Here is a 12,353-nt window from a genome sequence, read left to right as displayed (position 1 = left end):
GCTTAAACCTCGTTTTCCAAATTGCTCAACCGCCCGCAGCCTTTTCCAACGCCGGACGCAGAGTGTTTTCAATCACCCGCTGCGTAATCGGGCCGGCAAAGCGCAAAATGATCGTGCCGTCACCATCAACCACATAGGTTTCGGGAACGCCGTAAAGGCCCCAATCCAATGCCATGCGACCTTTCTCATCACGTCCAATCGCGGCGTAGGGATCGCCAAGCTCGGTCAAAAAGGCTTGGGCGTTGTCCAACTGGTCTTTGTAGTTGACGCCATAGACCGGGATGCCTTCGGCGGCCAGAGCCTCCAGATTGGGATGCTCGGCACGGCATGGCGCGCACCAGCTGGCCCAGTAGTTGACCAGCTTGACCTCTCCATCCCGCAGCGTGGCATCATCAAACAGCTTCTTTTCCGGGAACTCGCTCAGAACCACGGGCGGAGCCGGTTGGCCTTCGCGGGCAGAGGGCAACGCGTTGGGGTCTTCACGGAACATACCGATCCCGGCCAACACGGCGAAAGCGCCAAAAATCAAAGGCGGCGCGATCATCAGGGGCGATATCTTAGCCATTTCGCGAAATCCTTTGTTCGATCTTTTCCATTTCAGTGCGTACCTTTCGCCCTCGCATTACGCTGAACACGATCAATGCCACCAGCAGTATGATGGACACGGCATAAGACGACAAAACCGCGTCAGCATATTTTCCAAGATCGGGGATCATCCGCCCACCCTTTCCCGCGCCTGCAACGCCTTGATGCGCCGCGCGCGGATTTCAGTTCCGGTGCGGTACAGCACCAAAGCGATGAACAGCAGTACAAATCCGATGATGCACAGCAACAGCGGATAGAAGTAGATATTGCTGACTTTCTCTTCCGTATCGGCCCCGGTCACGGCTGCCGCGCGCATGACCGATGCGCCCTGATGCAAGCCCTGGTTCCAGAAGTTGACCGCATATCGGCTGAGCAGCGCGAACACGGATCCGACCAGACACAGAACCGAGGTCAGGTCCGCCGCAGTGTCCGGATCCTCGATGGCTTCCCACAATGCGACATAGCCAAGATAGAACAGGAACAGGATCAGAAACGACGTCAGACGCGGATCCCACGCCCACCAGGTGCCCCACATGGGCTGTCCCCAGATCGCCCCGGTCAGCAACGCAATCAAGGTCATCACGATCCCGATCGGCGCAGCCGCCCGTGCCGCCAGCGCGCTGACATGATGACGTCGAACCAGCCAGACCAGAGAAGTTGCCAACATCATCAGCCAGCAATTGATCGCCATCAGTGCCGCCGGGACGTGCAGATAGATGATCTTGACCGTCGACCCTTGTTTATAGTCGTCCGGCGTGAAGAAGAACCCCCAGACCAGCCCGACGACGATGCAGAAGATCGAGACGATCCAGAAAAACGGCAGGACACGTTCACTGGTCGCAAGAAACTTGCGCGGGTTGGCGTATTCCCAGAGGGCATTGGCTTTGGCTGCTATCGACATGGGCCCTATCTAGTCCGAGTTGGGGGTATTCTCAATTGACATCAGTCAAAGTTGGGGCGGTTCACCGCAGATTGATACGTAACACAGCCGCGCTGGCAAAGGGCAACAACGCGATGGTGGCCGCCGTGATCCCCGCCAGCATCAACAAAGACGTCTGCACGTCCATCCCCGTTGCCCCACGCCGGGCGACCTCGGCCCCGAAAATCAGGGTGGGGACGTAAAGCGGCAGCACCAAGAGCGACAACAGCAACCCGCCGCGCTTGAGACCGACGGTCAGGGCAGCACCGAATGTTCCGATCACGCTCATGGCCGGGGTGCCGATCAGCAGCGAGATGACAAGCCAGAAGAACCCCTGCGCAGGCAGGTTCAGCAGGACCCCCAGAAAAGGTGCGGCCAGAACCAAAGGCAGGCCTGTGGTCAGCCAGTGGGCCAGCGCCTTAATGGTCACGACTGATTCCAGCGGCAGCGGCGCCGTGGCCAGCAGGTCCAGCGATCCGTCCTCCCAGTCCAGCGCCAGAAGACGGTCAAGAGACAGCAGGCAGGCCAGCAACGCCCCCAGCCAGAGCACACCCGGCGCGATGGTGGTCAGCAGTGACGATTGTGGCCCCACTGCAAACGGCACCATCACGGTCACGATCAGGAAAAAGGCCAATCCCAAACCAAACCCGCCACCCGCTCGGAAGGCCAGTTTCAGGTCGCGCAGCAGAAGGGCGATCACAGGAAACCTCCGTCGAAATCGTCAATGGGTTTGGGTTTGGCCTTGTTCGGGCCGACGTCCAGAACCTCGCCATCCAGACCAAGGTCGATATGGGTCGCGATCAGGGCTGACCCACCCTGCCCCAGATGCGCGCGGACTGCATCGGCGAACATTTGCACCGCATTTCTGTCCAGCGAAACGGTCGGCTCGTCCAGCATCCAGATCGGCCGCCCGGTGACCAGCATGCGTGCCAGCCCCAGCCGCCGTTTCTGACCGGCCGACAGGTACCCCGCATGGCGATCCGACAGCTCGTTCAACTGGAACGCGTCCAGCGCCGTCTGGATGCCGTTGGTGCCAAAGACAGAAGCCCAGAACGTCAGGTTCTCGGATACAGTCAGCGTCGGTTTCAGCCCGTCCGAATGGGACGCATATGCAATCTGGTCTTCCGCGCCCTGGATCTGACCCTTCAGCGGCGGCTGCAACCCGGCCAATGTGCGCAGAAGGGTCGTTTTGCCGATCCCGTTCGGCCCACGCAGAATCAGCGCTTTGCCCGGAGGCAGCTGAAAGCTGAGATGCTCCAGGACGGGAATGCCACCACGGGTGATCGACAGGTCGGTTACAATCAGAGTCATGAGACCCGCTTATCGGAATGTCATCAGAGGCAAAAGGTGGGATTTGCCGCAGTTCGGCTGTGGGAGCTTTGAGCAGAGAGGTCCGAGTGAGGGGCCAGCCCCTCACACACCCCGGGATATTTTCGGCCAGATGAAGGGATCCCATCAGACCGGGATCAGAGCAAGCGCTATTCGGCGACCTTCTGAGAGCAAGACATTGTAGGTGCGGCACGCAGCCGGAGAATTCATGATTTCGACGCCGACACCGGCACTCTCCAACCGGGTGCGCAAAGACTGGGGAATGTGGGCCATGTCTTTGCCAGTGCCGACAAGCAGAACGTCAATTTCATCAGCCAGTTCCAGAAGTGGTTGCGCATCTTCATAACCGCCCCAGATGGCAGGTCCTGCGGGGCCGGTCAGAACTGCGCCTTCGAACACATCACCGCCAATGCGGAAAAAACCGGGGCCGTAGCCATCAACCGGCTTGGCATCCGAAAACGTAACTTGGTTGAGGCGCATTCCTTCCCTCCTTCAATCCAGGATCGGCAAACCGGACACGACTGCTATCAGAATGACCGAATAAGCCGCAGTGCGATAGATCCGTTCGAGCTTTGGATCGAACAGAGCCTTGCCGATCAGTGTCGTGGTCAGATAGGGCAAGCCCAGCAGCAGGACAATCCAAAGGATCGACAGATCCGCAGCGCCTCCGATCAGGATGCTGAAGACTATGGCCACGTCCAGCAAAGCCAGAAAGATGATCGTGTTGGCACGAATCTTGCGCACATCTGAAGAGCTGGCCAGATAGAATACGATAACGACCGGGCCGGTCAGTCCGGTCATGCCACCGATCACGCCTGCGCTGCCTCCGATGGCCAGCCGTCCGGGCACACCCAGCCGTCCCTGCCAGCGCCAGCCAGTGACGATCGCCAACAGGGTCACGCCGGTGATACCGCAGGCAATCCAGCGCAGAACGACCGTGTCGGCCTGTGCCATGACCCAAAGGCCAAGCGGCACGGTCAATGCCGCTGCAACGCCCAAAGTGCTGATTTCGGTCTTGTCGCATTCACGCCATGCCTGCGGCGCCAGCGCAAAAGTCGATACGATCCCGGTGGCTGCCATCAGAAAGACGACATCGGCAATCGGCAGAAATTGAGTGGCCACCGGAACAAAGATCATCGCGGTGCCAAAACCAGTGAAGCCGCGGACAAGTCCCGCGGCTCCGATGGTAAGAACCAACCAACCCAGCCCCGGCAGGGACAAGGCCTGTTGCAACGCCTCAGGCATCAATATTGGCAAACTGGTTGCCCGCCGTGTTCGACGGCTTGGACCAGTCGCGCTTGACCCCCAGCCACAGCAGGATGGTCGAGGCGACGAAGACCGATGAATAAGTGCCCACGATCACGCCCCAGATCATCGCGAAAACGAAGCCGCGGATCACATCGCCGCCCAGAACATAAAGCGAGATCAACGCCAGCAACGTGGTGACCGAGGTCATGACGGTCCGGCTGAGGGTCTCGTTGATCGAAATGTTCAGCACCTCTTTGAGGTCTTTCTTTTTGTACTTCCGCAGATTCTCTCGCACCCGGTCGAAAACGACCACGGTATCGTTCAGCGAATAACCGACGATGGTCAGAAGGGCCGCGATAATGGCCAGATCAAACCGGATTTGCAGTTCCGAGAAGATGCCGATGGTCAGGATCACATCGTGAACCAGTGCCGCCACGGCCCCCAGCGCAAACTGCCATTCGAACCGTAGCCAGATATAGACAAGCACCGCGCCAATCGCCAAAGCCACCGCGATGACGGCGGTCTGGATCAACTCGCCCGAGACCTTGGGGCCGACGGATTCTACAGAGACGAACTGAATATCAGGTATTACCTGCTGCAACGCGTCCTCTACGGCGGTGATGGTCGCTGCTTCGACAGCCTCGGCATCTTCCTGCGCCTGGATGCGGATCATCGCAACGTTTTCGTCATCCGCAAAGGTTGGATCGAAAATCTCGGTGATGGTCACATCGCCCAGTTCCAGCGGGGCGATGGCATCTCGGTATGTGCCCACATCGATCTCTACCGCGCTTTGCGTCCGGATCGTCGTGCCACCCCGGAAATCAATACCGAAATTCAGCCCTTGCAGCATGAACGAGGTGAAGGCAATCACCATCATCAGGCCGGAAATGCCCAACCAGACCTTCCAGCGGTTGAAGAAATCGAACGAGGTGTTCTGGGGTACGAGTTTCAGTCTCATGTCAAACCTCGATCGTTTTCGGACGGCGGCGTTCGAACCACATCACGACCATCAGGCGCGTCACGAAGATCGCGGTGAAGACCGAGGTCAGAATGCCGAGGCCCAGAGTGATTGCAAAGCCGCGCACCGGGCCACTGCCCATGGCAAACAGGATCACGGCGGTGATGAATGTGGTCACGTTCGCATCCAGAATGGCAGACAGCGCCTTTTCATAGCCCAGTTCGATTGCGCGCGCCGGACCTTTGGCGGATTTCAATTCCTCGCGGATACGTTCAAAGATCAGCACGTTGGCGTCCACCGCCATACCGACAGTCAATACGATCCCCGCGATACCCGGCAGGGTCAAGGTTGCTCCGATCATGGACAGCAGACCGAACAACAGGCCCACATTGATGATCAGCGCGATGTTGGCGAAGATCCCGAACAGACCATAGCTGAGCGCCATGAAAACCAGTACTGCCACAAAGGCCACGATTGTGGCGACTTTGCCCGCGTCGATACTGTCCTGCCCCAACTCGGGTCCGATGGTACGTTCTTCGAGGAACTCCAGGCCGGCAGGCAGTGCGCCCGCTCGCAGCAGGACGGCCAGATTGGTGCTTTCCTCAACCGTAAAGTTGCCGGTGATGATGCCTGAACCGCCCGGAATATGACTTTGGATCACGGGGGCCGAAATTACCTCGTCGTCCAGAACGATGGCAAAGGGGGCTCCGATATTGTCGCGGGTATAATCCCCGAATTTGCGCGCACCAGACGTGTTGAACCGGAAATTGACCGCAGGGCGACCGTTTTGGTCGAATGCGGGCTGCGCATCGACCAGTTCCTCTCCGGTAACGACCGGAGCGGATTCAATTGTGTAGTAAACACCGCTTTCGTCAATCGACGGCACAATTTCTTCGCCGATGCCTGCAACGGCATCCGGATTGGTGCCGCGTCCGGCGACCGGGTTAAAGGTCAGTTGCGCCGTCGTGCCGATGATCTCTTTCAACTCACCCGCGCTGCCGATGCCAGGCACCTGAATCAGGATACGATCGGCACCCTGACGCTGAATGGTCGGCTCTCGGGTGCCAACTTCGTCGATCCGGCGGCGGATGATTTCCAACGATTGACGCACTGTGCGGTCGTCTGAGGCCAGTTTTTCTGCCTCGGACAACTGAACGACAATCGTGTCGCCTTCGGCACGTGCCTCGATATCCGTTGCCCCGACACCGGTCAGGGTCTGCACTTGACGGGCAAGACCGCGCACGACCTCCAGTGCCCGCGCCATGCCCTCAGGCTGGCTGATGCGCACGCGAATCTCATCTGGGGCCGATTCCTGACGGCGGACCGTCCCGACGGTCGAGCGCTCATCGCGCAGGGCGTCACGGATATCTGGCCACATCGCCTCCATCCGGGATTCGTAGACGTCCTGCACCTGAACTTCGGCCAACAGATGTGCACCGCCGCGCAGGTCAAGGCCCAGATTGACCAGCGACGAGGGCAGCCAGTTCGGCCATTGCCCCGCCTCGACCTGCAACTCGGGCGTATCCACGCCCAGCTCGATCGCGGCTTTGGCGTCGTTTGATTGCTCGACCCGTGTGTAAAACGCATTTGGCAGGGCCATGATCAGGCCAGTCACGCAGACCAGCCAGATCAGAACCCGCTTCCAGGTATCAATGTGCAGCATTACCCTGCCTTTTCAAGGATTTGTAAGGTGGTGTTATTTCGCGGGTTCGGTTTTGTTCAGAACCTGGGCGATGGTCGATTTGACCACACGCACTTTGACACCTTCGGCGATCTCGACTTCGATCTCGTTATCGCCTTCCTTGACCTTCGACACTTTGCCGATCAGCCCGCCCTGGGTGACAACCTGATCCCCCCGACGCACGGCATCGACCATGGCCTGATGTTCCTTCATTTTCTTCTGCTGCGGACGGATCAGCAGGAAATACATGATCGCAAAGATCAGGATCAGCGGGAGAAACTGGGCGATTGCGCCACCTTCCATGGGATATTCCTTTGTTCAGATCTTGCGGCACCGTTCCGCAAATTTTGCCGGAACCTATGCTTTGAAATGCGTGTTTGCAAGCAAAGGTGGTCATGTGATCGGCCGCAACCTGAGAAAGGTGCCACACGAACCGGTAAATCGTTGCAGATATGTCCTATGCAGGTATTTCAAATTGGCTATAGTCGAACATCAGGGGGGGCAATGAGAGCTAGATACAAACCATTCCAATCGTTGACGCTTTTGCTGTCCTTGCTGAGCTTGATCCTGTGTCTGGCCGCGCCGGTGAAGGCCCAGGAATTGCCTGCCGAAGCCACCGAACCCGAGGCGGAAGAAACCGAAAGTTTCAAGGCGCCCGTCATCGTGGACGGCGACATGTTGTTCTTCCTGCGCGGCTCCAGCGCTCTGCCCGCGCCGGAACGTGCCGAAAGCGTGCAGAACAAGATTATTGAGGTGGCCGAAGCCTCTGAAAGCCCCACCGTCGACATCACCTTTGAAGAAACCGACCTAGGCATACGCATTCGCGCCGACGGTGAAATCGTATCGATCGTGACGCTTGCAGACGCCGAACTGGATCAGATGGAGCTGGACGTCCTCGGCTTACTGCATGGTCAGGCCATCGAAGAGGCCATCCTTGCCTACCGCTCCAACCGTACAGATCAAGCCCGGGTATCCGGAGCGATTGAGGCCGCTGGATGGACCTTAGGCTTTGTCGTCTTCGTGCTGGTTATCCTTTGGCTTCACCGGCGGATCAGGCGGCGCACTCTGAAACTGGTAAAGCGTTATTTGAAGGATGTCGAAACGGCGACGGCCAAAAGCGTTCAGGCCGAAGCAATCGCCGCCCTGATCCGATACGGGCTGAATTTTGCCCTGTTGGTCATCTTCTTTCTCGGCTTCTACTACTACCTGTCCTTCGTTCTACTGGCCTTTGCGGAAACACGCTATTTCGCGCAACTGCTGCTGACCTATCTGACAGAACCGGTACTGCTGATATTCAAGGGAATACTCAGCTATATCCCAAACCTGATTATGCTCAGCCTGATCGCATGGGTCACGTTGTACATAATCAAGGGCATGCGCGTGTTCTTCGACGCGGTCGAAGCCGGTTCGTTCGAAATGGGCGATTTTGAAAAACATTGGGTCAATCCGACGTTCAACATCGCTCGGGTTATCGTGATTCTGATCGCGCTCGTCTTTGCCGTTCCCTACATTCCCGGTTCGGATTCGGCCGCCTTCCAGGGTCTGACCATTCTGGTCGGCGCCATGCTGTCGCTGGGTGCCAACTCGGTCGTGTCCAACATGCTGGCGGGGCTTTTCGTGATCTATCGCCGCTCCACGTCAATTGGCGACCGCATTCAGATCGGGGACCATATCGGCGACGTGGTTCAGATCAAACTGATGGAGACGCATCTGAAATCCATCAAGAACGAGCTGATTTCGATCCCGAACGCTCAATTGATGAATTCGGACGTTGTGAATTTCTCGAAGAAAACCGATGGCAGTGGGTTGCTGCTGCACACGACGGTTGGCATCGGATATGAAGAACCGCCCGAAAAGGTCGAAGCAATGCTGATCGAGGCGGCCAACCGCACCAAGGGCATCAAGGCCAAACCTGAACCTTTCGTACTGTGGACGGCGCTGGCCGACTACGCCATCAATTATCAGATCAACGGTTACACCACCCGCGGCAGCATCATTCCCAAAATCCGCTCGGACCTGCATCGCAATATTGTCGCCGTTTTCAACGAGAACAAAGTGCAGATCATGACGCCATCTTACATGGCTGATCCGCCAGAACCAAAAATCCCGGCGGATGAATGGGATGGACATCTGGCACATGAATCGCACGAGGAAGCGGATAAGTCGTAACCGGCGCTACACCCTGCCCCACAGATGGTGCATAAGCGGTTTCAGTGATTCACGCATTCAAGGATCTGAGACATGCACGACATCCGCGCCATTCGCGAAAACCCTGCCGCTTTCGACGCCGCTTTAGCGCGCCGTGGGGACGCGCCGGTGTCGTCAGATGTGCTCAGGCTGGACGAAAGCCGCCGCGCCAAGATTCTGGCGGCCGAAACAGCGCAAGCCGAACAGAACAAGGCGTCCAAGGAAGTCGGGGCTGCCAAAGCTCGAGGCGACGAAGCCGAATTCGAACGCCTGCGCGCGCTGGTCGCCGAGAAAAAGGCCGAAATCGCGCGGATGCAGACCGAGGCCAAGGATCTGGATGCCCTGCTAACGGATCAGTTGATCCGGATCGCAAATCTGCCCGCCGAGGATGTGCCGGATGGCGTGGATGAAAACGACAATGTCGAGATCAGCCGCTGGGGCACACCGCTTGAGTTGGATTTTGCGCCCAAGGAACACTTCGAGATCGAAGCCGTTCAGCACGGCATGGATTTCGAAACCGCAGCCAAACTCTCGGGTTCGCGATTTGTGCTGCTGTCCGGCGGCGTCGCCCGTATTCATCGCGCTTTGGCGCAGTTCATGCTGGATACGCATATCACCGAAAACGGGCTGACCGAGGTGAATGGCCCGGTTCTGGTTCTGTCCGAGATGATGCAGGGCACCGGCCAATTGCCGAAATTTGGCGAAGACAGCTATCAGACCCGCGAAGGCTGGTGGCTTATCCCGACCTCCGAAGTGTCGCTGACCAATATCGTAAACGACAGTTTGATCGAGGAAAGCTATCTGCCCCGCCGCTACACCGCGCATTCCCTGTGCTTCCGGTCCGAGGCCGGATCCGCGGGCAAAGACACCCGCGGGATGTTGCGGCAGCACCAGTTCGAAAAGGTCGAGATGGTTTCGATCACGCATCCGGACAAATCGGATGAAGAACAAAAGCGCATGCTGCGCTGCGCCGAGGGCATTCTGGAAAAGCTGGGCATTCCTTACCGCACTGTCATCCTGTGTACCGGTGACATGGGCTTTGGCGCCCGCCGTACCTATGATATCGAGGCCTGGTTGCCCGGTCAGGACACCTATCGCGAGATCAGCTCGGTTTCGACCTGTGGTGATTTCCAGGCCCGCCGCATGAACGCTAGGTTCCGCCCCGAAGGTGGCGGCAAGCCGGAATACGTCCATACGCTGAACGGTTCAGGTTTGGCTGTTGGGCGTTGCCTGATTGCCGTGCTGGAAAATGGCCAGAACGCGGACGGCACCGTGACCCTGCCCGAAGTCCTGAGCCCCTATCTGGGCGGCAAACTGACCCTGCAACTGGACGGCACACTAGCCTGAAAAACGAAACCGGCACCATGAGGCGCCGGTTCACAATGCAAGACGGGGCGAAGGAATTTATTTCTTCGCCTTTTTCTTGTCCTTCTTGCTATCTTTCTTCTTGTCACTTTTTTTCTTGCCTTTCTCGGCGTCTTTTTTGCCCTTCTTGGCGTCTTTTTTCTTTTCGTCCTTTTTCGATTTTTTGTCCTTCTTGGACTTTGCTTTCACCTTATCCTTGGCTTTGGAAAACGCTGCTTCCATTTCTTTGCGTTTCTTGGCGGCTTTTTCAGCTTTCGCCTTGGCCTTGGCCTTTTTCTTGGCTGCGGCTTCGGCTTTTTCGGCCGCCGCTTGTTCTTCTGCCGCTTTGCGTGCAGCTTCTTCCGCCCGTTTTTCTGCCGCTACAGCGGCCACGGTCTTGCGCGGGGCGGTTTTTCGTGTCGCCGGCTTTCGGGCGGCTGGTTTTGCGGTTGCTGGTTTCCGTGCCGCTGGCTTTCGTGCCGGCGCCTTGCGCGCGCCAGACTTACCGGCGGCAAGCGTTGCGGCTATTGCCGCTTTTGCGGCTTCGATCAATAGGGCGGCGCGGCTCTCACCGACCCGAGGAACCTTGACCAGATCTGCGGGTGACGCCTTCGCTATCGCTTCTGCGGTCTTAAAGCCATTGGCTGCAAGGGCTTTTTTCAGCGCCTCTCCCACACCTTTTACGTCGGTCACTACAGTCATCCAAAGGTCCTTTCTCCATCGCCCTGCCTCATCGCATATACACTGGATATGCATATCCGCAAGTTCAGCACTTGCCTTCTCGGAACCAATGGATCAGCTATGCGCCAGCCCAGCGGTTCGGTCATTTTTCGGGAATGGCACGAGGCGTTTCGCATCCTCATCCCAAAGCTTGAGGTTCAAAGCCGCTACAGCCTCGGGGAACTTGATCCGACGAGGCGTGAATTCAGGCGGCAGATTATAGTGGCAGGCCCGCAACCGGTACGATGGGATACGCGCGTTGTAATGGTGGATGTCATGTAACGTGATACAGGCGACGGCGGTATCGAACCACCATCCGAAATCCAGTGCGGAAGATCCATGCAACGCTGCGGTCTGCGGGTTCAGGTCAGGACGGCGATCCCAATAGGTATCTTCAAAATTGTGTTGCAGATACACGAGAAACACACCCAGCATTCCGCCCAGAAACGAAAACACCAGCCAGACCAGAATACCGGTCATGCCCGCCACCAGGTACAACAGGCCCAAAAATACGATGATCGATGCATTGTGCAGCAAGACGCCTGCGACACCGAAACGAACAGTGTTCTTGGGCCAGCGATAGCGAATGAAATATGTGAACAGCGCACCGACCGGCACCAGGATGAAAGGGTTTCGATACAACCTGTAAAACAAACGGGTTTTCCAGTCCGCGTCCTGCCATTCCCGCAATGTCATCGTGTGAATTTCACCGGTCTCACGATGCTCGAGGTTTCCGATCCCCGCGTGGTGCAGATTGTGGTTCTGTTTCATCACCTCGAACGGTGCAAAGGTGAATGGCGAAAGACCATGCCCTGCCCATTCGTTCTGCATTCGCGTTTCAAACAGAGAATGGTGCCCGCAATCATGTTGCAGCACATAAAGGCGTACCGCCGAAAAGGCGAAGACGATCCCGGCCGGGATCATGATGTACCAGCGGTCCACGAACACGATCGCCAGAGACAGCGATGCGAAATACACCGCGAACGTGCCAAAATAGCTCAGTGCAGCCAATCTGTTGTCCTGAACTGCGTAGTGTCTTGTGTATTCCCTCAGATCCATCCAGTCCGCTCCCCACGATGGCCCTGTTTTAATCTGTTAAAAATCCAGGCGCGGCTTGACCGCGTGCAGGCAATGCATGTGCTGACAGATGCACACACGTGAATGCTAGCGCGCAGAACAGGGGCTGTCACGCCCTCAGAGCGAAAACGCTGAAAATTGGCGCAGTTACGCGCTTGCGTGACGATCACCAGCGCCGAATAACGCGCCCTGGCAAGTGGGAAGCGCCCGGGAAAACAGCCCCGCAATGTCGCGGAACGCTTCAGCAGTATTCGAAAACCTCCCTTTGAGTTGACGCTTGGGAAACTTCCAGTCAGAGTAAGAAG

The 12,353-nt window shown here is 57.5% G+C and carries 14 protein-coding genes; 2 read left to right on the top strand and 12 right to left on the bottom strand.

Annotated features, from left to right (window positions below; translation table 11 throughout):
- Positions 1-25: 25 nt before the first annotated feature.
- The 10 genes from I9184_RS02980 to yajC all read right to left on the bottom strand — a co-directional run bounded on the left by I9184_RS02980 (position 26) and on the right by yajC (position 7,023).
- Entirely contained in the window at positions 26-565 is a 540-nt protein-coding gene (locus I9184_RS02980) for a DsbE family thiol:disulfide interchange protein (protein WP_171631422.1), read from the bottom strand.
- Positions 558-716 carry a heme exporter protein CcmD gene (gene ccmD / locus I9184_RS02975; RefSeq protein WP_209832714.1) on the bottom strand — a complete coding sequence of 53 codons (159 nt, stop codon included), beginning with the start codon at positions 714-716 and terminating at the stop codon, positions 558-560. Before ccmD ends, I9184_RS02980 begins: the two co-directional genes overlap by 8 nt.
- Positions 713-1,486, bottom strand: a complete 774-nt coding sequence (locus I9184_RS02970; RefSeq protein WP_152458361.1) for a heme ABC transporter permease — start codon at positions 1,484-1,486, stop codon at positions 713-715. The genes ccmD and I9184_RS02970 overlap by 4 nt, the downstream gene beginning before the upstream one ends.
- A 61-nt stretch (positions 1,487-1,547) precedes the next feature.
- Positions 1,548-2,204, bottom strand: a complete 657-nt coding sequence (ccmB, locus tag I9184_RS02965) for a heme exporter protein CcmB (RefSeq protein WP_171631417.1) — start codon at positions 2,202-2,204, stop codon at positions 1,548-1,550.
- Positions 2,201-2,815, bottom strand: a complete 615-nt coding sequence (gene ccmA, locus I9184_RS02960) for a heme ABC exporter ATP-binding protein CcmA (protein ID WP_171723029.1) — start codon at positions 2,813-2,815, stop codon at positions 2,201-2,203. Before ccmA ends, ccmB begins: the two co-directional genes overlap by 4 nt.
- Positions 2,816-2,959: 144 nt before the next feature.
- A complete protein-coding gene (locus I9184_RS02955) occupies positions 2,960-3,313 on the bottom strand; it encodes an Mth938-like domain-containing protein (protein WP_171631397.1) in 354 nt (117 codons plus the stop codon).
- A gap of 12 nt (positions 3,314-3,325) precedes the next feature.
- Entirely contained in the window at positions 3,326-4,090 is a 765-nt protein-coding gene (locus I9184_RS02950) for a sulfite exporter TauE/SafE family protein (RefSeq protein WP_348539501.1), read from the bottom strand.
- Positions 4,071-5,039: a protein translocase subunit SecF gene (gene secF, locus I9184_RS02945; protein ID WP_171115306.1), complete on the bottom strand. Its 969-nt coding sequence runs from the start codon at positions 5,037-5,039 to the stop codon at positions 4,071-4,073. The genes I9184_RS02950 and secF overlap by 20 nt, the downstream gene beginning before the upstream one ends.
- A gap of 1 nt (position 5,040) precedes the next feature.
- Complete coding sequence (secD, locus tag I9184_RS02940) at positions 5,041-6,702, bottom strand: protein translocase subunit SecD (protein WP_171631395.1); 1,662 nt, start codon at positions 6,700-6,702, stop codon at positions 5,041-5,043.
- 33 nt (positions 6,703-6,735) lie between these two features.
- Positions 6,736-7,023, bottom strand: a complete 288-nt coding sequence (gene yajC / locus I9184_RS02935) for a preprotein translocase subunit YajC (protein ID WP_117868574.1) — start codon at positions 7,021-7,023, stop codon at positions 6,736-6,738.
- A 201-nt stretch (positions 7,024-7,224) separates the two neighbouring features.
- Here yajC and I9184_RS02930 point away from each other — a divergent pair, with 201 nt between their 5' ends.
- Both I9184_RS02930 and serS read left to right on the top strand, forming a co-directional pair.
- Positions 7,225-8,889 (top strand): mechanosensitive ion channel domain-containing protein, encoded by a 1,665-nt coding sequence (locus I9184_RS02930; protein WP_171631392.1) that lies wholly within the window; start codon positions 7,225-7,227, stop codon positions 8,887-8,889.
- Between the two features lie 72 nt (positions 8,890-8,961).
- Positions 8,962-10,254: a serine--tRNA ligase gene (serS, locus tag I9184_RS02925; protein ID WP_209832713.1), complete on the top strand. Its 1,293-nt coding sequence runs from the start codon at positions 8,962-8,964 to the stop codon at positions 10,252-10,254.
- Between the two features lie 57 nt (positions 10,255-10,311).
- On the opposite strand, the gene I9184_RS02920 is transcribed toward serS, so the two are convergent.
- Positions 10,312-10,953 carry a helix-hairpin-helix domain-containing protein gene (locus I9184_RS02920; protein ID WP_209832711.1) on the bottom strand — a complete coding sequence of 214 codons (642 nt, stop codon included), beginning with the start codon at positions 10,951-10,953 and terminating at the stop codon, positions 10,312-10,314.
- Positions 10,954-11,046: 93 nt separating this feature from the next.
- Positions 11,047-12,030, bottom strand: a complete 984-nt coding sequence (locus I9184_RS02915) for a fatty acid desaturase (protein ID WP_209832709.1) — start codon at positions 12,028-12,030, stop codon at positions 11,047-11,049.
- Positions 12,031-12,353 lie beyond the last annotated feature (323 nt).

Source organism: Ruegeria sp. HKCCE3926 (genome assembly GCF_017872515.1).
Taxonomy (GTDB): domain Bacteria; phylum Pseudomonadota; class Alphaproteobacteria; order Rhodobacterales; family Rhodobacteraceae; genus Ruegeria.
The sequence above is the reverse complement of the archived record's forward strand: the minus strand, read 5'-3'. Positions and strand labels throughout refer to the sequence as shown.